The sequence below is a fragment of the Nostoc sp. genome (genome assembly GCF_036916575.1).
In the GTDB taxonomy this organism is placed as follows: Bacteria; Cyanobacteriota; Cyanobacteriia; order Cyanobacteriales; family Nostocaceae; genus Nostoc.
The window spans coordinates 26,354-52,097 of sequence record NZ_JBALGC010000124.1; the positions used below are offsets into that span (position 1 = coordinate 26,354).

Genomic DNA, 25,744 nt, shown 5'->3' on the forward strand with positions numbered 1-25,744 from the left:
TATTATTGCTTTCTTCGCGTCACTTTTGAGTTGTCTGCAACGCTAACAAACCAGCACCATAAGCAGGTTCATCTCTCGGAAATATCACCTTTACTTCCGGAAAATTTTTAACAATTGATGCTGCAAATCTTTCATGGATCTTGCATTTCCCTCGCCACACACTTCCTGTGGTGACTACTTCCAAAACTGAGTCGGCAGTAAAAATAGCATCAATTACTGTAGATGTAGCTTTCACTAACTCTTTGACAGCATCATTAATGATGATATTCGCTACTATATCACCTGACGCTGCTGCAAAATCTACAATTGGTGCTAAAGCCGCTATCTGTTTAACTCCCCACTCTCGTCGATAGACTACTTCTATTAAATCTTCTATACTTTCTAAATCAAGATGCTGTTTGAAATCCTCCAGCAAACTCGTTGATATTTCCCGTCCATCATAAGATTTTAATGCTGCATTCATGCCTGCGATCGCAATTTTATAGGCGCTACCTTCATCTCCTAAAATATACCCCCAGCCGCCGACTCGTTTGGTATGTCCCTGATGATTTCGCCCAAAAACTATCGAACCAGTACCTGCTGCAACCACAATTCCTACAGACTGACCAATTCCACCAACTAAAGCAATTAAAGCATCGTTACAAATTAGAATATTCGTTGGCTGTAATGCCCAAATAATAGGTAATTTGTTATTCTGCAAGTCTTGTACTAAAGCTTTTACTACTTCGATATCTGCTGCACGACCTACACCTGCTAAACCCAGGCATATCGCATCAATCTTCAGGGTATTTGTAATTATTTCTGCCTCAACTGCATTGTGAATTGCAGATTGAATAGATTGTAGAGTAGCTTCAATACCTATACTCTGATAATTAGATGAGCCTGCTTCACCGCGACCTAGTACTTGACACAAATCATTCATTAGTATGCAAACAGTCTTGCTACCACCGCCATCTATTCCCAAAACGTAACTCATAATTCGGTAGTAAGGTTAATTATTCTGATGCTTTGGTTCTGCTTTTAAAGGTATAAAAAATAGAGCAATCATCCCAGGAATGGTCAGCAAACAAACCAAAATAAAAAATAATGGATAGCCACAAGCTTTTTGCAGATAACCACTAATTAAACCTGGTAGCATCATTCCTAAAGCCATGATGCCAGTGGAGATAGCAAAATGAGAAGTTTTATATTCGCCTTGGCAAATATACATTAAATAAACACTAAAAGCGGTAAATCCAAAACCATACCCAAATTGCTCCAAAGAAACCAAGGGATACACTAATGTTAGCGAAGGTTTAATGTAAGCCATATACACATAAAATATATCAGGCAAGTTTAACGCCAAAGCCATAGGAAACAAACACTTTTTTAATCCATATTTAGAAATTAGTAAGCCTCCTAATATCCCTCCAAAAATCAGGGATATTACACCAAATGTCCCGTAGACTAATCCGACATCTGATGTTGATAGTCCTAAGCCCCCTACTTCTGGCTTGTCCAATAAAAATAAAGAAGCTATCTTGACAAGCATTGCTTCACCAAATCTGTAAAGTAAGATAAATGCTAAAATAACTATAATCTTCTCTTGAGCAAAATATGAGCTAATGATTGACCAAAAGGGTATATTTTCCCTAGCTTGTATTTGTTGTTGGTTATCTGATTCAGGTAAGGGTAAAATTAGGCGATGTAAAATAAATAGAATTGCTAAAATTAAAGCTGAGAAGCTAATAGCTATTGTCCAGCTTAAAGGAATGTTATTGAGAGATCCTTCAAGCTGACCTGCTAAAACTACTAATATCCCAGAGCCAAAGATTACAGCAAGTCTATAAAACAGTGAGCGAATACCGACAAAGAAGGCTTGTTGTTCAGGAGATAAAGCCAGCAGATAGAAGCCATCTGTGGCAATGTCATAAGTTGCAGAAATAAATGCTCCTATTGTTAATGTTGCAAGAGAGATGAAAAAGAAATTTAGCAGTTGTAAGGATAAGGCCATCAAACCTAAACAAGCGAACATGGCAAATTGGGTATAAAGTATCCATTTGCGTTTGGTAGAGTAAATATCGACAATTGGGCCCCAAAACATTTTGATGACCCAAGGTAGATAGAGAAAACTTGTCCATAAGGCGATTTGAGTATTATCTATTCCCAGTTTTTTGTAAAAGATTACGGAAACTGTGTTGATGATGACGTAAGGTATGCCGGAGGTGAAATATAGGGTGGGGATGAATATCCAAGGGGAGGTTGTTTGGTGTTTCATGAATTTGGGGAACGAACCGCAAAGGACGCAAAGAGCGCAAAGAAAATTAAGAAGAGAGTATGATGCGTTTGATGCCGTCTTTGAGGAGAGGGACGTTAAAGTTGATAAGAAGGGCTAGAGGGTAATGAGTCATTTTAAGGTAGGAGAGGACTTGGGCTTCATGAATGGGGGCTAAGTTTTGGACAGCTTTCAATTCAACAATTAGAGAGTCTCCAACCAAAAAATCTAATTTTCCCTCGCCTACTGAATGACCTTTGTAGTGTACTTTTACTGGATGCTCAAATTCATAAGGTATTCCGCGAATCAGAAATTCTTCTCTCAACGCCTTGTGATAAACCTCCTCTAAAAACCCCGCTCCTAATACCTGATGTACCTCAATCGCTGCCCCAATCACCCTATAAGCTAAGTTTTCTAACTGAGCACTCGGTTGCCTCATCTTACCTTCCTCCTCTTCCTTTGCGTCCTTTGCGTCCTTCGCGGTTCGTTTCCATATAATCCCTCTCCAACCCTGTGGCAAAATTTATTAAAGTCCTTCCTTAGTTTGCCCCGCATGACCGCAACCATTCCCAATCTCCCCAGTCTCTACGACCCCTTTTCCACCGAAGCCAAGTGGCAAAAATTCTGGGAAGACAACCAAGTTTACAAAGCTGACCCCAACAAAGGCGGCGAACCCTACTGCATCGTCATTCCGCCGCCGAATGTCACCGGTAGCTTACACATGGGTCACGCTTTTGAAAGTGCCTTAATTGATACCCTCGTGCGCTACCACCGGATGCAGGGACGCAATACCCTATGGCTACCCGGAACTGACCACGCCAGCATTGCTGTGCATAGTATGCTGGAAAAGCAACTTAAGACAGAGGGTAAGACTCGCTACGAATTGGGGCGCGAGAAATTTTTAGAACGCGCTTGGCAATGGAAGGCGGAGTCTGAGGGAACGATTCTAAATCAGCTACGACGCTTGGGTGTCTCAGTGGACTGGTCACGGGAAAGGTTTACCCTGGATGAGGGTTTATCTAAAGCTGTTGTCGAGGCGTTTACTCGCCTTTACGAGGAAGGCTTAATTTATCGTGGTGAATATTTAGTTAACTGGTGTCCCGCTTCTCAGTCGGCTGTGTCTGATGTGGAAGTGGAAAATCAAGAGGTGAATGGAAATCTCTGGCACTTCCGCTATCCCCTCACCGATGGTTCTGGTTTTGTAGAAGTGGCGACAACTCGACCAGAAACGATGCTGGGCGATACGGCTGTAGCAGTTAATCCCAATGACGATCGCTACAAACATCTCATTGGTAAAACTGTAACTCTGCCCATTCTACACCGAGAAATTCCGATCATTGGCGATGAATTTGTTGACCCTACTTTCGGCACGGGTTGTGTGAAAATAACTCCTGCCCATGACCCGAACGATTTTGACATGGGTAAGCGTCACAATCTGCCGTTGATTAATATTATGAACAAAGACGGCACTCTCAACGCTAATGCTGGGGAATTTCAAGGACAAGACCGCTTTGTTGCTAGAAAAAATGTGGTTTCTCGCTTAGAAGCAGATGGCTTTCTGGTGAAGATAGAAGATTATAAACATACCGTTCCCTACAGCGATCGCGGTAAAGTACCCATTGAACCCCTCCTCTCGACTCAGTGGTTCGTCAAAATTCGCCCCCTAGCTGACAACACTCTCGAATTCCTCGATGAACAAAATTCACCGGAGTTTGTCCCCCAACGCTGGACAAAAGTTTATCGTGATTGGCTAGTAAAACTCACTGATTGGTGTATCTCTCGCCAATTATGGTGGGGACACCAAATTCCTGCTTGGTACGCTATCAGTGAAACCGATGGGCAAATTATTGATAATACACCGTTTGTAGTGGCGAAATCGGAAACCGAAGCTTGGGAGAAAGCTAAGCCGCAATTTGGCGAAAATGTCAAGCTAGAACAAGACCCAGATGTGCTAGATACTTGGTTTTCTTCTGGACTCTGGCCATTTTCGACTTTGGGCTGGCCGGAACAAACTCAGGATTTAGCAACTTACTACCCGACTACCACTTTGGTGACAGGCTTTGATCTCATCTTTTTCTGGGTAGCTAGAATGACCATGATGGCTGGGCATTTTACGCAGCAAATGCCTTTCCAAACAGTTTACATGCACGGCTTGGTGCTGGATGAAAAAGGCCAGAAGATGTCAAAGACCAAAGGTAATGGGATTGACCCGTTGTTATTAATTGACAAATATGGTACTGATGCTTTGCGGTATACCCTAATTAGGGAAGTGGCTGGTGCGGGTCAAGATATCCGGTTGGAGTACGATCGCAAAAAGGATGAATCAGCATCGGTGGAGGCATCCCGCAACTTTACTAACAAGTTGTGGAATGCTGCCCGGTTTGTGATGATGAATTTGGATGGACAGACACCGCAACAATTGGGGAATCCAGTCGCCACAGAATTGAGCGATCGCTGGATTCTCTCGCGGTATCATCAAGTTGTTAAACAAACCACTAATTACATCGATAATTACGGTTTAGGAGAAGCAGCTAAAGGATTGTATGAATTCATTTGGGGTGATTTCTGCGATCAGTATATTGAACTGGTGAAATCCAGATTGCAAGCAGATGCAGATCCAGAATCGCGGCGGGTAGCACAGCAAACCCTCGCCTACGTATTGGAAGGAATTTTGAAACTGCTTCATCCCTTCATGCCGCATATTACCGAGGAAATTTGGCAGACTCTCACCCAACAATCAGCAGATTCCCCGCAAACTTTAGCCTTACAAATCTATCCCCAGGTGGATGCAAACTTGGTTGATGCAGCCTTAGAGGAACAGTTTGAATTGCTGCTTGCCACTATCCGCACAATTCGGAATTTGCGTGCTGAGGCGGATATTAAGCCAGGAGTAAAAGTGACAGCGAATTTGCAAACTGAAAGTGAGAAGGAGCGAGAAATTCTTACTGCTGGACAGTCTTATATAAAAGATTTGGCTAAGGTTGAAACTTTAAGCATTACTGACAAGCAAGAAAACCAACCTGTTGCTGCTAAAAAACCTCAGAGGGGTTTGAAGATAATTGGCTTAATTGTTGTGGCCATTTTCCTTGGTAGATTGGGTTTAGCTGTGGGGAATGCCATTGATGACACTCCCATCGTCGGAACTTTCTTTGAAATAGTTGGTTTTGGTTACACAGCTTGGTTTGTTAGCCAAAACTTACTCACTGCTCAAGCAAGACAAAATTTATGGAGACGCTTTTTCCCGCAGAGAGAATTAGAACAACCACAAGAACCAGAAAATTCCATTGCTGGTGTGATTGGTACAATACAAGTGCTAATTCCCCTCAGCGGCGTAGTGGATATTGAAGTTGTGCGTGCCAAGCTAGAGAAAAGTCTGAGTAAAGCAGAAGCAGAAGTTCAGTCCCTGAGCGCCAGATTAAACAATCCTAGTTTTGTAGATAGAGCTAGAGCAGACGTAGTGCAAGGAGCGCGGGACGCTTTAGCCGAAGCACACAAGCAAGCAGAAATTTTGCGCGTACGCCTTGAAGCGTTGCCGTAGGCATCGTCTCAAGAGGTTGTCGTAGGTATCACCTGCGTGGCTTAGGATAACCATCCACTGGCACCATGCCCACAAATAACACAGGAGGTTGTCGTAGGTATCACCTGCGTGGCTTAGGATAACTGTAATGGGTAATGGGAGTGTCAATAATTCCCAATTACCCATTACCAATTAACAAGATCCAAATATCAATTCTGGCACTTATTTTTTTATTAAATTTTTTATTAATTTTGAATGCGTGAATTTTGAATTGGAGCGAAGCGACTCTCATGCTATATCTAGCCCAGGTGGGTAAAAACGATTTTTTAGACCAGCACCAGTTACGCTTGTTAGCGCGTCAAGAAGCTGATAACTTGTGGGCAATAATTTCGGAAGAAACACCCATTCTGCTAGGAAAGGGAAAGATTATGAGTGAGAACTTGCTTGTTTTAGTGGAACTTTCCCCTACAGGCGACATTGAAAAACTAGAAGACGCCACCAACTGGGTACTCCATCTGATACAAAGCTATCTCACCATCGGCATTACCCCAGAATTTTTGCAGCAGGAAGCTGAACGAGCAGAACATTGGCGACAATCCCTGACATTGCAAAACCAAGACATAGCGCGACGTTCCTTAGAATTGGAAGCTCGTCGTGAACAAATTCAAGCCTTAGAAGAAACCCTCAAACGTGAGAAAAATGATGATCCCGAAGAGGAAAATTAAAAGTTTCTAATTGTATTGTCCATAAAGCCTACAACACCCGCAAGTGACCGCGTTTAAAACGGTGAAACCCTCGTTATAGAACAATACAGTTCAGTTAAGCATTTCTTTGGTGTGTCTGTGTTCTCTGCACCTCTGTGGTAGCCTGCAAGAAGCAAGCTACAGACTTCTCTCCATCCCACAGAAGAATTAGAAGGCGTTATTTTAGACTTTCCACACTACTACGATTAATGGATAATTTAATTTTTTCCTTAATCTATAGGACTTACGCAAAAAGGCAGTGAAAGCCTTGATTGACCGTAGGGGCAATTCATGTAGACGCATACTCCTACGTCCAAGCAAGCTACGCAAAGCGTCTCTAAGAGTTGCGGCTTAAGGCACAATACGCTTGGGTTAAGGCTAAAACTCTTTCTTCAAGTCAATTTTTTTAACGTAGACGCGGAGCGGCTTGCCGCAGGCTACCGCCTTCTCTACGAGGGGCTTCCGCCAACGCGCAGCGTCTGGTAGAGAAGGACGCAAAGGACGCAAAGAGAAGGAAGAAATTCTTAACCCAAGCCTATTAGCTTAAGGCAGGGTACATTGGTGTCAACTTAAGAAAAAATCTGCTTTGAGAGGACGTTTTGCCCTCATCCCCTAACCCCTTCTCCCAACTTGGGAGAAGGAGAACTAGAGAATTTGCCCCCCTCTCCCAAAATTGGGAGAGGGGTTGGGGGTGAGGGTCAAACCTGGAAAGTTCGCCAAATCTAGCTTTCACGTTAAGTTGACACCAATGGGCAGGGTATTGCCCCTACATTTCGTACCTGATGCGTAAGTCCTAATCTAGATAATGTTCAGTTATTTTGGTGGATTAGGGCGATTTTCCTGAGGAGAGGCTCCACTAACGCCAGGAGGATGAGGTGGAACGCCTAGTGCGTCGATCAACTGTTGTTCAGTGACACCCAGCTTTGTCGCAGCTGACTTAAAATCAGGTCGAGGTGGACGCTGATTGCGATCGCCTGGATTTGGAGGATTGGCAGGGACTCCTAAGGCAGCCTTTAACTGTGCTTCTGTAATTCCTAACTTTGCCGCAGCGGCTGCAAAATTAGGTCGGGGTGGACGCTGATTGCGATCGCCTGGATTTGGAGGATTGGCAGGGACTCCTAAGGCAGCCTTTAACTGTGCTTCTGTAACTCCTAACTTTGCCGCAGCGGCTGCAAAATCAGGTCGAGGCGGACGCGGCTGTCCTTCCGGTGGTTGGTTGGGCGGTAGTTGCGCCTGTACAATTTGATGGAATTGATTAGCGGCATTTGCTTGGTTGAGTGAAATAATACCAAATGTGCCCACCAAAACAGGTATTGCTGTCACAACTAATACTCGACGGATATTCATTATCTACATCCAAAAGATAGATTGTTTACATTTCTGATTCAACTAACCCAAAATTACACTTTGCCCTGCTTCTAAATTACAGTTGTGTAATTTTTGTCATTTAAGCCCTAACTCTTCTACTAAAATCACGTAATCCTCAGCCCGATATTAAAAGTTGCTGCGTAACCTTGTCCCTTCTTGGTGAGCTTGAGCACCATTTGATCGCCATCACTTTGAAAAATTCCGTCATCAGCATTCTTCTGCGTGCGCTGTCCCTTGCTGGCATAGAGTGTCTGGGTATGTACCTGATCAGTGATCGAGTCATCAAAATATAGCTGCGACGTAAACTCATAAGGCTGCTTTAATGTCGCATCCGTGCGAACCTTAAAATGGATATGGACGGTTCTGCCTTGATACCAACCAGGGTAAATGGTTGTGAACTGGACAGTTCCATTCGCATTGCTTACTTGATAGCCGCGCAAGAATTTTTGACCGACGGTACTAAAACTTTGGTCTTTTACATCCGAATAGACACCCAGTGCGTCACAGTGCCAAACATCTATGATCGTACCTGCAAGTGGTGTACAGCCAGTATTGCCAATTTGAGAAACTTGCAGTGTCAGATAAAGTGGCACACCGTCTTTCACCGAACCATCCGCCGGATCGGAACGGATATCGGAGCGATTGAGCTTCTCATCCACAAAATAAGGGCCTTCGGTCTGTTCTGGACTAAGGACACAGGCGGGCAACATAGCAGAATTGGCTACACTCGACTTTCTTGGTATGCATCCAACCACAAGTATTGCCGTTCCGGCTGTCCTAAATAGAGCAAGTACATCTCTTCGACTGAAAATCAAACCTAATTGGCGATTTTTGTTGTTCATGATTACAGTCCACCCTGCTTTTGAATTAATTGCGATCGCCTGATTTGGCGAGGCGAAATCCAAGGGCGCTTCAATTAACGGTTATTGTGTCCTATCCGATTTTGACCTGCGCCCTGATTTTGAGGTTGGGGAGGACGTTTTTTCTGCTATGGGCGTGGTCGCCGATGCTTGACCTGTGGTTTATCATCAGGTCTGTGCGATTCATTCTGTGGTCTTTGGGGCTGTTGTGAAATCTGTGCGTTCCGATGAGATGGATTAGCGGCATTTGCCTGATTGGGTACAATGAAACCGAATGTACCGAATGTACCAATCACAAAAGGAATCGCTGCTACAGCTAACACTCGACGAATATTCATAAAAATCAACCTTCAAAAGGTAAGGTATTGATATTTCTAATTGAGCCATCTCAAAATTACAGCTTGTCTATTTTTTAAATTACAAAACTGTAATTTAAACAAAAAAATAATGAATTTAAAATGGAACAATATGTGAAGTAATAAATGCTTGTGAATGTTTTGTTTGTCGAAGATGAAGCGAAAATTGCCAACTTTGTCCGGGCTGGATTGAAGGAGCAGGGATTTGTTGTAGACTACTGCGATAACGGTGATGAAGGATATCTGCGGGCATTAGACAACGAATATGATGTAATTGTACTCGACATTATGGTGCCGGGAAAGGATGGACTATCGATTCTAAAACTCTTGCGGCGGCAAGGTCGGAATGCTCCGGTGATTTTGTTGACGGCTCGGAATGAACTAGACGATCGCTTGCAAGGACTAAATTTGGGAGCCGATGACTATATCGCTAAACCGTTTTTTGTGGAAGAGTTAGCAGCTCGAATTCATGCGGTTGTCCGCCGGAGTGTAAGCGAGCGCCAAAATCTGCTTTGCGTTGGGCCCCTCAAACTCGATCGCATCACTAGGGAAGTCACTTGCAATCACCAGGCGATAGAACTCACCACTCGCGAGTTTAATCTTCTGGAGTATCTCATGCGCTCTCCCGGACGGGTCTTCACCCGTACCCAAATTCTGGAACATGTTTGGGGCTACGACTTTAACCCCAACACCAACGTCGTGGATGTTTGTATCCAACGAATTCGTAAAAAGATTGACCCCATTGCTGAAGTAGTCTGGATTGAAAGCATTCGAGGGGTTGGATATCGGTTTCGCAAGCCAGACCCTTGCTGATGAAACTCCCTTCATTTCGACTCCGGATTGCCCTGTTGTCTGCGGCTCTAGCTGGAAGCGCATTAGTAGGATTTGGCGCAGTTTCCTGGTTTCAAATTTACAATGCTAAGATTAGCCGTCTTGATGCAGAACTATTAAATCACTTGATGCGGGCAACTCCGAACTTGCCTCCACCGGGGGAACCTCCCGTACCACTTTCCTACGGAACGCTCCGCGTAGCTTGCTTCCACGAAGTGGTAGGTGGAAGCAAGCTACGGGCAGCGTCTCTGAAAAGAGAAGTTCTAAGCAAAGGAAGCCGACCCTCGCTTGATCGCTCGCGATGGCAGTTTTACGAAGACTCCTTATCTTATGCCTTCGGAACCAATACAAAAACTCCCATTGCCTTACTGGTACTTGATGCAAACGGCAACATACTTTATCAATCCAACTCCCTACCTACCGACGTTGAGGTGAATCGTCTACTGCTTGGGCGTCTCCAGTTGGCACCTCTACCACCGCCTCCCAATAGAGAACCACCACCTTTACCCTCCAATACAAATCCATCCGTTGAGCCGCCACCCCTGATTCCTCCCCGCCCACCTCAATTTGTCACTGAGCAGACAGCAACAGCAGCTTGGCGGATTGGGACAGCTAAATTTCCTAATATTCAGGTTGCCATTGCCGTTAATCTACAAGCCGTCGATCAAGAAATGGCTACCATTCGCAATATCTTCCTGGTTTCAATTCCAGGAGCGTTCCTACTGGTTGCGATCGGAGCATGGTTGGTTTCTGGTGGTGCTTTACGTCCCATCCGGCAATTAACGGGCGTCATTCAACAGGTGACTGTCAAAGGGTTAGATCAGCGGATTCCGATTGGGACAACTGATGTTGAATTTGCCCTGCTGATTCAGGTGTTTAACCAAATGCTGGAACGCTTGGAACGCAGTTTTACCCAAGCTTCTCGCTTTAGTGGTGACGCCGCTCATGAACTGAAAACCCCACTGACTATTTTGCAAGGCGAACTGGAACGAACATTGCAACAGGTTGATCCTGGAAGTGAAGTGCAACAGCGCTTAAGCAACCTATTGGATGAGGTGCGTCGCCTGAGTGGAATTATGCGGAAACTCTTGCTGCTATCTCTGGCAGATGCCGGAAAAATGAGCTTGTACCTGGTTGAGGTGGATATGTCTGAGTTGCTCATGGAGATGCTAGAAGATGTGGAAATGCTAGCTCCCCACTTGAGTGTGCAAACTGACTTCACTGATGGGCTGCGCTTACTGGGCGATCGCGATCTTCTGATTCAAGTTTTGCAAAACCTGTTTAGTAATGCCATCAAATACAATCTCCCCAACGGCTGGATACAGATTCGCACTCATCAAACTCCAACAACTCTCCACGTCACCATTGCCAATGCATCCAAAGATATTCCACTGAGCGAACATGAACGCATTTTTGACCGCTTCTATCGCGGTGATCCGGCGCGAACCCGCAAGGTAGAAGGAATCGGACTGGGACTTAGCCTAGCCCGTGAAATTGCCAGGGCACATCATGGCGACCTCACCGTTGATCAGACATCTTTTGGTCAAACAGCGTTCACCCTCACCTTACCAATGAAGTTACGCAATTGAGCGATCGCTCCGTAAAATTTTGAGAATTTTTATAAGTCGTTGGAAAGAATCCCCAGTGATATGAACCGAGATAAAATCTGTTTGATAAGTTCGGTTTTGGGTTGAGAGTGCGAGCAATTCGTCTGTTGACCAAAATTTACCCTTTTGAGTCATTCCTGGGTATCAATGGTAAACCTGGGATTGAATATCAGGTATGTTATTAACCCTTCATACAAATGAATGGTTTTGAAATCTAAAACTTTCAGCTACCCTGAAGTTGATATATAAAAGAGCAATTTTAAAATGACCATTTACTTTTATAAGGTTTGGCAGCCTTATGGCTGTTTTTCTAACTTTTCTCCTCACGAAATCCACATCCAGGGTACTTACTGGCCAACGGTTGAGCATTATTATCAAGCGCAAAAATTTGTTGGCAGCACAGATGCGGCAATTATACCCCTGATCCATGTTGCTGCCACCCCAGAAGAAGCTGCCGCTTTGGGAAGATGTAGTACTCGCCAACTCCGTCAAGACTGGGATTTGGTCAAAACTGAAATTATGCGAGAAGCTGTACTCAAAAAATTTCTCACTCATACTGATATTAGAGAAGTTCTCCTGAGGACAGGTGATGAGATTTTGGTTGAAAACTCTCCAACCGATTCTTTTTGGGGCTGTGGTGCTAATAAAGCTGGTCTTAATCATCTCGGTAAAACTCTCATGAGTGTGCGTGAAGAAATCCGTAATTTACTATCTTTAACAGTAATTTACGAATAATTTCATCATCATACTTACATTAAACATAAAATCAGCAATTACACGGGGAATAGTAAAATTCCCCAGCCAAAAATCTGGGAGTAAGTTGCCAATAATTTAGTTATTTATTTAAAAAAATCTTAATTAATTGAAATAATGGGCAAAAATGGGAAAAAAATATTTTTATTTCCAAGCAATTTTAAAAGCATTAATTTAGGTGGGATTACTGAAATAGTTTGATGATTGAGAATATAAAATTAATGAGTGTCTCTGATTAAGATTTTCTTAAATTTAGACTTGAGAGGATATTTTGAAAGTATTTGGTAATCTAACAAAGGGTTCGAGATTCTCCTAAATAAACTTTATAAAGCTAAAGGAATCAAGCCAAATATTTGATACTTATTAAATGTCCTTTAATCTCATTTTCAAAATATTTACAACAGATGTACGCCCCAAGCAACACATTTGTACCAAAAATTTTCTGAAATGGGATGAAAATCAAGGCATTAAAAGTTTAAAATTCTCATCAGGGACAATTATAAAAAAATTATACTTCAGTCATAGTGTATATAGGCAATGACATTTACCGATAAACTAAACGAGTTGCAGCCAAGCTTAGACCGAGGAAGTTTACTGCACCGGATGATAAAACAGATCAGGCGATCGCTCGACCTCCAAGAGATATTAACGACTACCGTTAGCCAAGTGCGTTTATTTTTGGGTGTAGATCGGGTAAAAATATATCGGTTTGATACTGATGATAGTGGTGAAGTCATTGCTGAATCTATTCATGAGCAACGTCTACCATCCTTATTGGGGCAGCGCTTCCCAGCTGATGATATTCCACAAGAAGCTAGGGATATGTTTCTGTTAGCGCAGCAACGTTCGATTGTGGATGTGGTAAACCAGAAGATCGGGCTATCGCCTCTACAGTCAAAAGAAACTGGCAAACGCCTACAAACTAATATCTACTATCGGCAGGTAGACCCGTGCCATCTTTTATACCTCAACGCAATGGGTGTGCAGTCTTCGTTGATAATGCCAATTTTAGATTCCGACCCACAAGAACAATCGGCAAAGCCGAAATTATGGGGATTGTTGGTATGTCACCACAGTGAACCGCGAAAGATTTTGAAGCGGGAACTGAAAGTATTGCAGCAAATTGTTGACCAGGTAGGGAGTGCGATCGCTCAAAGTAATCTACTCACCGCAGCCCGCGCCAAGCAAGAGCGAGAAGCTACTATTAACCGAGTTACCACACTATTGCATAAACTGCCGACAATCCAATTGCAGGGAGCGCTAGAAGAAGTTATTACTGCCTTCGGTGGAGTAGGTGGCAGGCTTTACATTGAACAGAGTCGGGAACTATACACCTGGGGCGACCAACCGACACTGCCTTACGAGTTAGATAACAGTATTATCGAACAGCATCCCATCTGGCAAAAGTGGATGGCTGAGTGTAAACAAGGTAATATTTGGGCAACGGTTGACCTTTACAAAGAACCACGTTTGCGAGTTTTGGCTTTAGCGTTCCGTTCTACTCAAATTCGTGGACTCATGGTGATTCCCCTACATTACCGCGAAAAATTTCTTGGTGTATTAAGCATTTTTCGCTCTGAATTTGAAACGGAAATCTTATGGGCGGGACGATGTGATCTAAATCGACGACAACTGTTACCCCAGCTTTCCTTTGAGGTTTGGCGAGAGCAAAAAAAGGGGCAAGCAGCTGAGTGGAAACCGGAAGAAATCTTATTAGCACAAGCCTTATACGATCATTTCTCAATGGCAATTCAGCAGCAGCAAATGTACAAACAGGTACAATCCCTGAATGCCAACCTAGAATTGCGGGTGCAAGAGCAAACTGCTGAACTCGAAAAATCATTATTGCTTACCAAACTACTCAAGCAAGTCACAGAGCATATTCGCCGCACATTGGACTTGCAGACAACTCTGCAAACTATCGTTCGGGAAGTCCGTCCCCTGCTAAATTCAGACCGAGTGCTGATATTCCAACTGAAGAATAAATCAGTTATTGTGGAAGATATTAATGGCAATTGGCAGTCAGTTTTAGGAGTGAATGCACCACCGGAATGCTTTCCTGATGAGTATACTCGTCTATACTGTCAGGGCAGGATAAGGGCAATTAACAACGTTTCAACAGCTTCTATAAGTGATTGTCATCGCGAGTTTTTGCAGAGGCTGCAAGTGCAAGCAAACTTAATAGTTCCAATTAATATAGGTATGGAACTATGGGGGTTACTAATTGCCCATGAGTGTAACGCTCCGAGAAATTGGCAGGATGCAGAAATCGATTTATTGCAACAGTTAGGAGATCAGGCTGCGATCGCCATTCAACAAGCACAACTCTACGAACAAACCTGTGATGCGGAAACTGAAGCCAGAAATCAAGCTACACAGTTAGAGCATACCCTACATCAACTTCAAGAAACACAGACAAAATTAATTCAGACCGAAAAAATGTCCGGCTTAGGACAGTTGGTGGCGGGTGTCGCCCACGAAATCAACAACCCCGTTAACTTTATCTACGGTAACCTGTGCCACGCCAGTGACTACAGCGAACAACTGCTAGAAATTTTACGTCTCTACCAGCTACACTATCCCTATCCCCATAGTGAAATTCACGCCGCGATCAAAGCGATCGATTTTGAATTTTTAATAGAAGACCTCCCAAAAATCATCACCTCAATGCAAGTAGGAACCGATCGCATCCGCTCAATAGTAATGTCATTACGTAATTTTTCTCGGTTGGATGAGGCTGAAAACAAGCGCGTTGACCTGCATGAAGGCATTGAGAACACCTTATTAATTTTGCAACATCGGCTGAAAGCAAATGCTGAATTTCCAGGCATTGAGGTAATCAAAGACTATGGCAACATACCACAGGTGGAATGCTATGCCGGTCAAATGAATCAGGTATTCATGAATATTCTCAGCAATGCCATAGATGCCCTGGTAATGGGGACTGAGGATAAGCAGGACAAGGGCAAAAAGGAAAATAACCCATGCCCAATAACGCCAGTTGCTTCTCCTGTCAAAGACGCTGCGCGAACAACGGATAGCACAGCGTTAGCGAGTCCTCTCCCAAGAGGAGACGCCAAGGGCGAACGAGCGTCGGGAACCTCCGCAACGCACTGGCTCTCCAATGACACCAGTTGCTTCAATAAAGGGAACCTCCGCAACGCACTGGCTCCCCAATGCTCAATGCCCACTATTCACATTTGCACTAAAATCTCAGCAGACAACTCTCGTCTGTTGATTTGTATTGGTGACAATGGGCCTGGAATGACTCAAGAGGTGAAAAAGCGAATTTTTGACCCGTTTTATACTACCAAACCTGTAGGCAAGGGTACAGGACTGGGACTAGCAATCAGCTATCAGATTATTGTCGAAAAACATGGTGGAATAATGGAGTGCATTTCAGAACCTGGCAAAGGTACAGAATTCTGGATTGAGATTCCTATCAAGCCTCCAGCCAAAATAGTTAACCAAAGGTAAAGGAGTAGGGAAGCAGGGGAGAATCATCGGTGTCAACTTAAGGCAAAAGCCTGTCTAAAATAAGCTAAAAATTGAATCAGCAATTACTCAATTCATCCAAAAGGTTGATGATAAAATTTTTAGCAACAGACTAAATAAAAGATTTAGAAGCTATCTAGGGAGTGGAGTATACTGACTTGAATTAAAAATACTTCCAAAGTAAAGTTTCGTTGCAAAAAAAATCCTTCCTATCCCCAAATGATAATCTAATAGTTGAAGCCACTAAATATGCTTCCCTGGCAGATACAACAGCTGCATTAGAAATGTAGTAAGAGGTAAAAGACGCTGTTTAACTTACATCTGTCTCGTCAAAACACAGCAACACCCAACGCGAAAACTGCTATTTCCTCAAATATGGAAGATTAGGGAACGCTGTAACTGATTTTCATTACTTGTTTACAGAAGCGATGAAAGTTAGTACATCCCTGGCTAGGATAAACAAGGAGAGGAGATAGTTCAGCGAGTAGAGGATTGGGTGTTGTTGTGTTTAAAGATAAGTCTGAAATAAGGACTCCTGTGGGTGTAAGATTATACAAAGTTAAATAGCGAGAAAGAGTTGAAATAGCGCCTTATGTCAATTATTGCGCTCAGAGCGTGGTATCTACAGGATTACGAGCCAATTCCAGAACTAGAAAAACGTCCGCCAGATATTCGCTTAAGCAAAAAAAGCCTGCTGAGATCAGCATTGCGAGCAGACTTTTTGGAAGAAAGTGAGGAAGTTAACAAATCAACTTGGTTTGGGCGCTATCTGGAAGGGGAGAATATTGAATTTTATATTGAAGGTAGTGGTGGTTATTGCGTAGCTAACATTGACTTAATTAGTCATGAAATTTATTTCATCAAGCAGGCGGTGTTAGCTCAGTTAGAACCAACGATTTTTTTATCCTATCAAACTGAGTATGCCGCAGCGACGAATGTTCTAAGAGAAGAACTGCGAAAAAGTTTGGACAGTTTAAATTTGCGATCGCGTCTTCCTTTAACATTAGTAGAATCCTCTCGTCCCAGTGATGCTACTGTACGAATTAACCGTACGATTATGCGAAAAATCCGTAAGAGTTTGTTATTTATAGCTGACACCACGCCTATTGCTAGTATTGATGGTAAAGAAACCCCTCAACTAATTCCCAGTCCGAATGTCTGTATTGAGATTGGTTATGCCATCCAAAGTAAGCGGTCTGAACAGATTTTATTAGCACAAATGCAACGCCCAGACTTTGAAGGTCAATTTCCCTTCGACTTACCCACACAGCAAATTTTGCAATTCCAAGACACCACAGAACTGAATAAAATTCTGACAGGAACTATTGAAAACCAGCTAGCACGATTCAAATTGTTTTTTTGAGCCTCAAGCTCAAATTTTTCTCAAAATAAAAGCTCCCTACTTATTAGAGAGCTTTTTACATTTAGAGTTTTTGGGAATTATTTCTTTTTATCCTTATCTAGTTGAGCCTTTTACATAGGGGTCGATGAAGAGAATCATCGAGTAGCATCGGTGCTACGGTTTAATCGACCATTCAGGTCGCGCGGTTTAAAGCCCCGTCCTAAAGGAGCGGCTTTTCTTCCTGTAGTCTATCAATCCAGTCTTCAATCAACTAAGTCATCGTCTTGCGCTTCTGTTTGGCAACTCTTCTTAATTTTTCAAGCCTTTCAGGGTTAACCCATATACTCAGTCTTTCTTTCATATTGCTATCCAATGGCTACCCATTTATGTGATCATGGATAATATGAAAACACTGAAGTTCAAGCTTTATCAACACAAGCGGAATAGACACCTCAAGCGAATGATTAATGCATCTGGGGTGATTTATAACCATTGTATTGCTCTCCATAAACGCTACTACCGAATGTGGGGTAAGCATTTAAGTTGTGCAAAACTTCAGTCTCATATTGCCAAACGGAGAAAACGTAACCCTTTCTGGCAATCAGTAGGCTCTCAAGCGGTACAAGATATATGCCAACGAATTGAAAAAGCCTATCAATACGCTGTATTTGAGGATTTAAACAAGAGTAAACGCTAAAAAGGTTGATTTTACGTTGATTAAAATACACGAACAGGTTTTTTTTGTAGTTGAGAACTAATTGAGCTTATCCGATCAACCACAGAAATCATGTATTTGTAATCTGGTATTTGTCCATTGGGTACATACCCCACTTCTTCAGCTAAACCTGAAGGCAAATCACTCATCACTTTGCGGATGAACTCTTGACGGTTACGTTCTACATTAGGCCCAATCAAGACCACACCTAATGGTACATAGTGAGGGTCTTTAAATAGTACGCGGAATTCGCTTGAACCTAACTCTGAACCGTAGAGACTCAATTCAGCCTCCGAGACAGCACAGGCGATCGCTTTTCCTAGAACTACCAATTCTAGCGCGGCTTTGGGTGTGGGTGCAAACAGTATGTCAGCCAGTGTTGTACCAAAAAGATTGTAAAGTGGAAAATAATATCCTGTTGCTGAACCTAACTGACCTAAAGCCAGTGTTTTACCTTGTAGCTGTTTTAACTCGGTTATCGAATTGTCTTTGCGAACAACGAAAATTGAACGCAAATTACTAATACCTATTAAAGGAAATAAGGGAACATATTGGTAGCGGGCGATCGCAATAGCCGCTAAACCCGGTGGAGCAAATACCAATGACCAAGCACGAGCCTCAAGGCGATCAACCGCTCTATTTTCATTAAAAACAGGCTCTAGCTGAATATATGCATTTGTCTTTTCACCCAAGTAACTATTGAATTTAGCATACTGGTTAATTATCTGTTCGCCTCCACCATAGTTGATAACGCCAATAGTTAAAGTGCCCTCAAACTCCTTTTGTTGTTGGCAGGCAGCAAATGTAAAACCTAACAGATAAAACAGAAATAAACGACGGGGAAATCGCAAAAACATCACTAATTATGGTTAAGAAAGTAACTTGGCTTTCAGGACTCATTTAGATAAATTTGACTGCTGCCTAAATACGTTATATTGCCGCAAAAAATTAATATTTATTTAAATCTTTTTGAGATCCTTTCTAACAGGTATAAATAAATATTAGACAAACTCAGATATCACCTTCATTGGTTAAATTATGTTAAACAATATTACGTTAACAAACTTAAAAATAGGTGCTAAATTTAACTTACTTTTAATATTAGTTTTCATAGTCAGTATTTTGAGAAGTGGCGTTGCTTTATCCAGTGTACTTTAAGGGAGAGCGCAAAATGAAGTAACTTCTCAAGCGAAGATTCTCATCCAAATGGTGAACGCAGTTATAAACTATACACGAAGTCGTATAGATCCCCTATTACGCTAAGACAATAAAGATATTCGCACAAAAGTGGTCTAATACTAATCTGATAGACTATTTTAAATTTGAAATTATAAAAGCTGGTAGCTCAGGGCTGATAACTAACTATGAGTGAAGCCTTATTCTGTATCGAAAATCTGCGAGTTGCCTATCCTGGGCAAAGTGGAGAAGAAGCAAGCTGGGCGGTTGATGATGTATCTTTCACCTTGCAACCAGGCCAAAGAATGGGATTGGTGGGAGAATCGGGTTGTGGTAAGTCAACTATCGGACGGGCAGTAATGCGTTTACTACCAGTCTCTAGTCGTGTTCAGGGACGGGTGACATTTCGAGGAAAGTCGGTGCTTGACTTGATACCTAACCAGTTGCGGAAGTTTCGGGGAGAGGCGATCGCATTAATTTTTCAAGATCCGATGACACGCCTCGATCCGCTGATGACGATTGGTAAGCATTGTCTTGAAACCCTTCAGGCGCACTCCCCAGAATTATCAACGCGGCAAGCCAAAGAAAAAGCACTTGCTACCTTGGCTAAGGTGAATATTCCAGCTAGTCGCTGGAATCAGTATCCTCACGAGTTTAGCGGGGGAATGCGGCAACGGGTAGCGATCGCCTTAGCTTTACTTCTTAACCCCAAGTTGATTGTTGCCGATGAACCCACCACCAGTTTAGATGTCACTGTTTCCGCACAGATATTGCAAGAATTAACTCGCCTGTGCGGTGAAGAAAACATGGGATTGTTGCTGATTTCTCACGATTTAGCAATGGTGGCTGAGTATTGCGATCGCATTGGCGTTATGTACAACGGCAAAATGGTGGAAATGGGTTCTACAGAAACTGTATTTAGACACCCTCAACATGAATACACGCGATCGCTTTTAAAAGCAGCCTTACACATTCAAGCAGTAAAAGATAATGGAGAATTGATAATTGCCAATGACGCAGAAAAGCAATTACCGATTATTAATCATAAATCCCCAATTTTGAGTCTTACAGAGCTCAAGCAATACTATACCATAGAACCTAACTTTATCGAACGACTGTTTAACACACAAGAGCAGACAATTAAAGCAGTAGATGGGATTAACCTGGATCTTTATTCAGGAGAAATTCTCGGCTTAGTCGGGGAATCAGGTTGTGGTAAAAGTACACTATCACGAACAATCTTGCAACTAATTCGTCCTACTAGTGGCAAAGTTGAGTTTTTAGGACAGGATTTAACTAAATTGTCGCGTCAAGAAATTCGCTCCTCACGACGACAAATACAAATGGTTTTTCAAGACCCCCATGCTTGTCTCAATCCAGCGATGACAGTGGGACAAAGTATCGCTGACCCTTTATTTATCCACAATCTTGCCAATCCTGTTAAGGCAAAAGAGCAGGTTTTGTGGATGCTAGAGAAAGTTGGGTTAACACCGCCAGAAGTGTATTATGAGCGTTATCCATCAGATTTGTCTGGGGGACAACAGCAACGAGTTGCGATCGCTCGTGCTTTGATTACTCACCCTAAACTTTTGATCTGCGATGAACCAGTGAGTATGTTAGATGCCAGCGTGCAGTCGCAAGTGCTAGATTTGATGTTGCAATTAAAGGAAGAGTTTGATTTAACTTATCTGTTCATTACTCATGACCTTTGGTTAGCTCGATTTTTGTGCGATCGGATTGCCGTGATGAATAGCGGTAAAATTGTCGAACTCGGTCTGACAAAAAATATTTTTGCTAATCCTCAGCACCCTTATACCAAAACCTTACTAGCTGCTGCTCCGTTACTAGCACGCGCGTGATATCATGTCCGGTAACACAACCAAGCAAGTAATAAATGCTGCTTAATTGTCATGACTCGTAACCGCTGATTTACTTATATTGAATCTGCTGGAGTCTCTAGGATTTATCGTCATAACTCATCCAATTATTGAAATAGGTTGTTGTTGAATCCACGTTAAACCTGTGGTCGATTATCTTTTATAAGATTAGTAATAAAAGGATAGCTTTTGGACTTCAAACGACTTAATCTAGGGAAAAGTTAGATAAAAATTAGTTAATTAGCAGGTGAATAATTAGATGGAATTAAAAGCACAAAACTGGAAAAATTTGACAGCAAACCATTTGTACGACTGGCACGGTATTTGGACAAAATATTCTCCTCAAGGAGAAGTTACCGAGTCGTTTCGTAGTCTGAGAAGCTTTCAGAGCAATCCACAGCAGACAGAAATAGCTCAGACTAATCGCTATATGTATGCTGATGGCACAATCGAGGAAAAAAGTTGGGAATATAACTTCGAGTCTAATAGCTTACTTGATGGTGTTTTTCATCCCGAAAGTCAGTGGATGAGGGGGTTATTCTTTGAATCAGGTCATGCTGCTTGGGTGACAATGCAGTTAAAAATTGACTCCTTTTTTGCTGTTGAATTATTTTTTAAGGACGAGGAACTACGACATAGTGTCGGTATTGTTTACGATCAGCAAGGAGCTTTGTTCCGAACGGCGAACATTCGTGAAGATGCTACAGGTTTCCCTAGTAAACACTGGTCTAAAGAAATAGAACAAGTATCTCAGAGAAATCTGAGTGGCAATTGGCAAGGAACCTCCGTCACCATTACCCCTGATTTAAAGATTTCTGAGCCTGTACCAACTCAACTACACCCTAGTTGGGAAGGACAAAATACCTTCTTTTTACCTGATGGAGTTTCTATCAGTTGTCCAGATAAAGTGAGTGTTGGTACTCCTTTGATTTTGGCAGCGAATTGGCTGGTGACAGACTCCAAATTGCAACAATTGAGCGTCAAGTATGATGAGTCTGGCGCTTTTGCTGCACTGACCCTAGAACTCCTGCACATTTGATGCTCCCGAATTGGTGGGCTTTGCTAATATAGCCAATTCAAAAATCAACTGCGAATTAGGGACTTCCAAGGAATAAATTACTTAACAAAAATCAAGAGTTTACATTTAAGCAATTCTGAACTTTTCAAGGCAGACATCGCCTTTGCTAAACTAAATCTCTGGTTCAGGAATGATTTTAAAAATGCGTAGGCATCGCTCTATACTATTTTTTTAATTTTAGTGCTGCGACACCGAATAGCCAGCCGTAGGCATCGCTATCAAAATTACCATAGGCGATCGCACTCTACTCTAATAATTAAATTGACTGCAACCACCCTAAAAAGTCTCGCGTACTTGCGACATATTTTTTTATTCCTGCTGCATCCAATATTTGTTTAATCTCTTTTGTACCAAAGTCTTTAGAATTTCCACTTAACAAAACTTTATGCCCATCTGAAGACGTTTTTGCATGAGCAATAATACAATGTAGAATTAAGTTATCTGTCGGATCAGGAATAAGTTGTTGATTAAGGCTGGTAATGAGTATAGATGATTCTAAATTTATTAATTCTACATTATTGCCAGCCCATTTCAAAACTTCAAAAAGGCGGTTTTCAATATCATTAGTCATTGCTTCATTATGAATTTTTGCGGTTTGAAGAGAACGCAAAATTTCCGCAGAAGATTCGGAATTTATATTTCCTTTCAGTTCGTTTCTTTCTCTCTCTAACCTTTCTGTAAAACTATGTCTTCTTCTGCGTTCATCTTCTAGAACAGAAAGAGATTCCATACAACAAATTGCAGGAATCACAATTTTAATTTGCGATATTTGCTCATTTATTTGAGGATAAATTAAAACATCAGAATCTTTATCTTGGTTTTTGGCGAAACCAATGAAAAAGTTAGTTTCAAGATAAAGTGTAGTCACTAGTTTTTTTACCCTTATGCTGCATCTGCCAGCTTTTGTACAAAATCTATTCGTTTTAACTCTTGTAATTTAGGAGGATTATCTGTTTTCCAGTTATATGCTAAATCTCTTAACCAACTTTCAACTAATATTTCTAGATAAAACTCAGAAATCCTCTTTTTTGCAAATTCTGAATCGTATTCAGACATAACTTCGTGAGTTGGGAAAGTGTAGAGAGTCTCTAGATTTTTTCCATCCCATTTAAAAAAAATAATATTTTCAGGGGTAACAGTCATAGCATAAGGAACTATAACTTTATTATGTTCATACTCGAACTGGAGAATTTCTTCTACTTTAGATTTAATATCTTCTTGAATGTCTCTTGATCTAATTTTTGATACTAAAAGTTTTTGTCCATTTTTATTCCAACCTGTAATGTCTGATACCTCTATTGTTTTATCACTAAGTTTTTCAACGTCCATTTTTCAAATCCTCGTGACATTGACCATTTTAAACAGCGCTATTAATTATAGGTTATGGGCGATCGCTCTTTCCTCTATATCCTGGTGCAGTGCTTTAAACCATGATGAGACAGCTAACGGCAAAAGTTAGCGGCAGCATATAACCTAGAACACTCAACTTATCGCTTTGCTGAAGGCAAAGAACCCCCGAAATCTCCGCCGTCCCAATCAGAGCTATCAAGCCAGCCATCATCCTCAGCATCCCATAACAACATATATGCAAGTAATAAGGTATTGATAAATCGCTCTACAGGAATTTCCCAATGTCTAGCCATCTTGTCTAATTGCACTTTTGTTACTGAATTCGATGATGCAAAACATTGCAACACATCATCGTGGTTACAAGACCGTAAATACTGAAAGCTGTCAACTCAGCTCCACAAATTGATTACAAATACAGAACAAGCTAACAAAATAATCCGCGTCAGTGTACTAGGTTTTAGCAGATGACGACAGGCCACCGTCAAGGTATTTATCGGCGGTGGTTAGACAACGATCGCTGTCAGTGATACTTTACCCATCAATAACCTCGCTGCCACTCTACTGAGTTTCCTTTTACTCTGACTCAGATTTCTGTAACAAGTCTATTGACTTCAGACACATATATTGAGAAGCTAATAGTTAGTTTCACTAATTAATGGAAGTGCATCAAACTTGTGACAATACTGACGGGAAAAATAAATCGGTCAGAATCTCCTAACGAAACAAGACCGCCGATTTTGGAAACTCAGGGACTCACGCGCCATTTTGGCAAGTTAACCGCTGTTAATAACCTGAGCATATCTGTAGAACAGGGTGAAGTCTTTGGACTGCTCGGGCCCAATGGAGCAGGGAAAAGTACAGTTATTAAAATGTTGACAACTTTACTGCCAGCCAGTGCAGGAAAAGCAACTCTGGCTGGCTATGATGTGACTCGTCAACCTAATCCTGTAAGACGGGCTATCGGCTATGTCCCCCAAGCACTCTCTGCTGATGGTAGTCTCACGGGTTACGAAAATCTCTTAATCTTCGCCAAGCTGTATGGAATACCTGCCAAAGGACGCGATCGCCGCATCTATGAGATTCTAGAATACATGGGTTTGCAAGATGCGGCGAAGCGCTTGGTACGAAACTACTCTGGTGGGATGATCCGCAAGCTAGAAATCGGCGTATCAGTTCTGCATCAACCCCAAATTTTGTTTCTTGATGAGCCGACTGTCGGACTAGATCCGATCGCTCGCACTCAAGTATGGCAACTTGTGCTACAACTCTGTGCTGATTACGGCACAACTATATTTTTAACAACCCACTTTTTAGAAGAAGCAGACAGCTTATGTAACCGAGTGGCGATTATGCAGCAAGGTGAAGTCGTAATTACAGGCATACCAAGCGACTTAAAAGCTTCTTTAGATAAACCAAACGCAACTTTGGATGATGTCTTTATTCACTATACAGGCGACCAGTTAAGATTAGGAGTCAACTACCGTGACACAGCCAGAACCAGACGTACTGCTCAACGGTTGGGTTAAAGCACCACCTACTCGCCAAGCCAATCTGATCTCTGCAATTAAAGAGCTAGTTACCAAAACTCTGGCGATTGCTGAATTGGAAGTGCGTAAACTCCGCCACGATCCCACTGATTTAGTAGTCAGATCAGTGCAACCGTCATTATGGTTGCTGATTTTTGGGCAAGTCTTCTCCAAGATTCGGGAGATTCCTACAGGGAACTTACCTTATTTAGACTTCATGGCTGCTGGCATTCTCGCTCAAAGCGTGTTGTATGTATCTATTATCACAGGTGGAATGACACTAATTTGGGAGCGGGATTTAGGGATTGTACATAAATTTCTTGCTAGTCCTACACCCCGTTTAGCAATGGTCTTGGGCAAAGCTCTAGCATGTGGGGTACGGTGCTTATCACAGGTAGCAGTAATTTATGTATTGGCTTTTGTCTTACATGTAAAATTAAATCTCCATCCTCTAGCTTTTGGGCAAGTGCTACTGATAGTGATGCTGGGGGCGGCTTGCTTTTGTCTTTTTTCATTAATTATTGGCTGTTTGGCAAAAACCAGAGAGCGGATGACAGGAATTGGACAAATGTTAACCATGCCGTTATTTTTTGCCAGCAATGCTATTTATCCGATTTCAATGATGCCCGACTGGTTAAAGTTTCTTTCCCACTTGAATCCCTTAACTTATCAGGTTGACGCCTTACGCAGCACAATGCTAGTGGATGGAATCAGCGTCTATGGCTTTGGTTGGGATTTGGCAATTCTCTTATTAACAGTAACAGTCTTGGCGATCATCGGTGGACGACTTTATCCACGGGTAGCAATGTAATCCGCAATGGAACTAGCATTTATGGTTTTGGTCTGGATTGTACAATTCTCTTATTAACACTAATAATCTTAGCCATCATTAGTGG

General features: G+C 42.2%; 22 protein-coding genes and 1 pseudogene. 12 read left to right on the forward strand and 11 right to left on the reverse strand.

Going from position 1 to position 25,744, the window contains the following annotated elements:
* Positions 1 to 19: 19 nt before the first annotated feature.
* From V7L29_RS27920 to V7L29_RS27930, 3 genes are read right to left on the reverse strand one after another with little or no spacing between them, the layout of a single operon-like run.
* On the reverse strand, positions 20 to 976 hold the full coding sequence (locus tag V7L29_RS27920; RefSeq protein ID WP_334737496.1) for an N-acetylglucosamine kinase: 957 nt from the start codon (positions 974 to 976) through the stop codon (positions 20 to 22).
* Positions 977 to 991: 15 nt separating this feature from the next.
* Positions 992 to 2,257, reverse strand: coding sequence for an MFS transporter (locus V7L29_RS27925; protein ID WP_334737497.1), 1,266 nt, complete (start codon positions 2,255 to 2,257; stop codon positions 992 to 994).
* Between the two features lie 46 nt (positions 2,258 to 2,303).
* Positions 2,304 to 2,693, reverse strand: a complete 390-nt coding sequence (locus V7L29_RS27930) for a GxxExxY protein (protein ID WP_334737498.1) — start codon at positions 2,691 to 2,693, stop codon at positions 2,304 to 2,306.
* Between the two features lie 114 nt (positions 2,694 to 2,807).
* Here V7L29_RS27930 and V7L29_RS27935 point away from each other — a divergent pair, with 114 nt between their 5' ends.
* Positions 2,808 to 5,792 carry a valine--tRNA ligase gene (locus V7L29_RS27935; RefSeq protein ID WP_334737499.1) on the forward strand — a complete coding sequence of 995 codons (2,985 nt, stop codon included), beginning with the start codon at positions 2,808 to 2,810 and terminating at the stop codon, positions 5,790 to 5,792.
* A 269-nt stretch (positions 5,793 to 6,061) separates the two neighbouring features.
* Positions 6,062 to 6,496, forward strand: a complete 435-nt coding sequence (locus V7L29_RS27940) for a hypothetical protein (protein WP_334693148.1) — start codon at positions 6,062 to 6,064, stop codon at positions 6,494 to 6,496.
* An 831-nt stretch (positions 6,497 to 7,327) separates the two neighbouring features.
* Here V7L29_RS27940 and V7L29_RS27945 read toward each other — a convergent pair.
* The 3 genes from V7L29_RS27945 to V7L29_RS27955 form a co-directional block, all read right to left on the reverse strand.
* Positions 7,328 to 7,861 (reverse strand): hypothetical protein, encoded by a 534-nt coding sequence (locus tag V7L29_RS27945; RefSeq protein ID WP_334737500.1) that lies wholly within the window; start codon positions 7,859 to 7,861, stop codon positions 7,328 to 7,330.
* A 125-nt stretch (positions 7,862 to 7,986) separates the two neighbouring features.
* A complete protein-coding gene (locus V7L29_RS27950; protein ID WP_334689563.1) occupies positions 7,987 to 8,787 on the reverse strand; it encodes an intradiol ring-cleavage dioxygenase in 801 nt (266 codons plus the stop codon).
* 83 nt (positions 8,788 to 8,870) lie between these two features.
* Positions 8,871 to 9,080: a hypothetical protein gene (locus V7L29_RS27955; protein ID WP_334689562.1), complete on the reverse strand. Its 210-nt coding sequence runs from the start codon at positions 9,078 to 9,080 to the stop codon at positions 8,871 to 8,873.
* Positions 9,081 to 9,230: 150 nt separating this feature from the next.
* On the opposite strand from V7L29_RS27955, the gene V7L29_RS27960 reads away from it, so the two are divergent.
* On the forward strand, positions 9,231 to 9,911 hold the full coding sequence (locus V7L29_RS27960) for a response regulator transcription factor (RefSeq protein WP_334689565.1): 681 nt from the start codon (positions 9,231 to 9,233) through the stop codon (positions 9,909 to 9,911).
* The gene (locus tag V7L29_RS27965) at positions 9,911 to 11,518 is read left to right on the forward strand and encodes an ATP-binding protein (RefSeq protein ID WP_334737501.1); all 1,608 of its coding nucleotides are present in this window, start codon (positions 9,911 to 9,913) and stop codon (positions 11,516 to 11,518) included. The genes V7L29_RS27960 and V7L29_RS27965 overlap by 1 nt, the downstream gene beginning before the upstream one ends.
* Here V7L29_RS27965 and V7L29_RS27970 read toward each other — a convergent pair.
* Positions 11,507 to 11,671, reverse strand: coding sequence for a hypothetical protein (locus V7L29_RS27970; protein ID WP_334737502.1), 165 nt, complete (start codon positions 11,669 to 11,671; stop codon positions 11,507 to 11,509). The two genes, V7L29_RS27965 and V7L29_RS27970, sit on opposite strands and share 12 nt — an antisense overlap.
* A gap of 129 nt (positions 11,672 to 11,800) precedes the next feature.
* Here V7L29_RS27970 and V7L29_RS27975 point away from each other — a divergent pair, with 129 nt between their 5' ends.
* The 4 genes and pseudogenes from V7L29_RS27975 to V7L29_RS27990 all read left to right on the forward strand — a co-directional run.
* Positions 11,801 to 12,271, forward strand: a complete 471-nt coding sequence (locus V7L29_RS27975; protein ID WP_334689559.1) for an N-glycosidase — start codon at positions 11,801 to 11,803, stop codon at positions 12,269 to 12,271.
* Positions 12,272 to 12,826: 555 nt separating this feature from the next.
* A complete protein-coding gene (locus V7L29_RS27980; RefSeq protein WP_334737503.1) occupies positions 12,827 to 15,766 on the forward strand; it encodes a GAF domain-containing sensor histidine kinase in 2,940 nt (979 codons plus the stop codon).
* Between the two features lie 610 nt (positions 15,767 to 16,376).
* Positions 16,377 to 17,147, forward strand: a complete 771-nt coding sequence (locus V7L29_RS27985) for a hypothetical protein (RefSeq protein ID WP_334737504.1) — start codon at positions 16,377 to 16,379, stop codon at positions 17,145 to 17,147.
* Positions 17,148 to 17,529: 382 nt separating this feature from the next.
* A pseudogene (locus V7L29_RS27990) lies at positions 17,530 to 17,784 on the forward strand (RNA-guided endonuclease TnpB family protein); the annotation flags it as partial.
* Positions 17,785 to 17,843: 59 nt separating this feature from the next.
* Here the strand turns inward: V7L29_RS27990 and V7L29_RS27995 are convergent.
* Entirely contained in the window at positions 17,844 to 18,698 is an 855-nt protein-coding gene (locus tag V7L29_RS27995) for a phosphate/phosphite/phosphonate ABC transporter substrate-binding protein (RefSeq protein WP_334689049.1), read from the reverse strand.
* A 507-nt stretch (positions 18,699 to 19,205) separates the two neighbouring features.
* Here V7L29_RS27995 and V7L29_RS28000 point away from each other — a divergent pair.
* On the forward strand, positions 19,206 to 20,876 hold the full coding sequence (locus V7L29_RS28000) for an ABC transporter ATP-binding protein (RefSeq protein ID WP_334737505.1): 1,671 nt from the start codon (positions 19,206 to 19,208) through the stop codon (positions 20,874 to 20,876).
* Positions 20,877 to 21,153: 277 nt separating this feature from the next.
* Complete coding sequence (locus V7L29_RS28005; protein WP_334689051.1) at positions 21,154 to 21,933, forward strand: DUF3598 family protein; 780 nt, start codon at positions 21,154 to 21,156, stop codon at positions 21,931 to 21,933.
* Positions 21,934 to 22,228: 295 nt separating this feature from the next.
* On the opposite strand, the gene V7L29_RS28010 is transcribed toward V7L29_RS28005, so the two are convergent.
* The 3 genes from V7L29_RS28010 to V7L29_RS28020 form a co-directional block, all read right to left on the reverse strand.
* Positions 22,229 to 22,840, reverse strand: coding sequence for a PIN domain-containing protein (locus V7L29_RS28010; RefSeq protein WP_334737506.1), 612 nt, complete (start codon positions 22,838 to 22,840; stop codon positions 22,229 to 22,231).
* 14 nt (positions 22,841 to 22,854) lie between these two features.
* Complete coding sequence (locus tag V7L29_RS28015) at positions 22,855 to 23,301, reverse strand: hypothetical protein (protein WP_334689053.1); 447 nt, start codon at positions 23,299 to 23,301, stop codon at positions 22,855 to 22,857.
* 158 nt (positions 23,302 to 23,459) lie between these two features.
* Positions 23,460 to 23,615 carry a hypothetical protein gene (locus V7L29_RS28020; protein WP_334689054.1) on the reverse strand — a complete coding sequence of 52 codons (156 nt, stop codon included), beginning with the start codon at positions 23,613 to 23,615 and terminating at the stop codon, positions 23,460 to 23,462.
* Between the two features lie 381 nt (positions 23,616 to 23,996).
* Between V7L29_RS28020 and V7L29_RS28025 the strand changes: the two genes are divergently transcribed.
* Together V7L29_RS28025 and V7L29_RS28030 are read left to right on the forward strand one after the other, a co-directional pair.
* A complete protein-coding gene (locus V7L29_RS28025) occupies positions 23,997 to 24,848 on the forward strand; it encodes an ABC transporter ATP-binding protein (protein WP_334737507.1) in 852 nt (283 codons plus the stop codon).
* Entirely contained in the window at positions 24,805 to 25,659 is an 855-nt protein-coding gene (locus V7L29_RS28030) for an ABC transporter permease (RefSeq protein WP_334689056.1), read from the forward strand. Before V7L29_RS28025 ends, V7L29_RS28030 begins: the two co-directional genes overlap by 44 nt.
* The last annotated feature ends 85 nt before the right edge of the window (positions 25,660 to 25,744 follow it).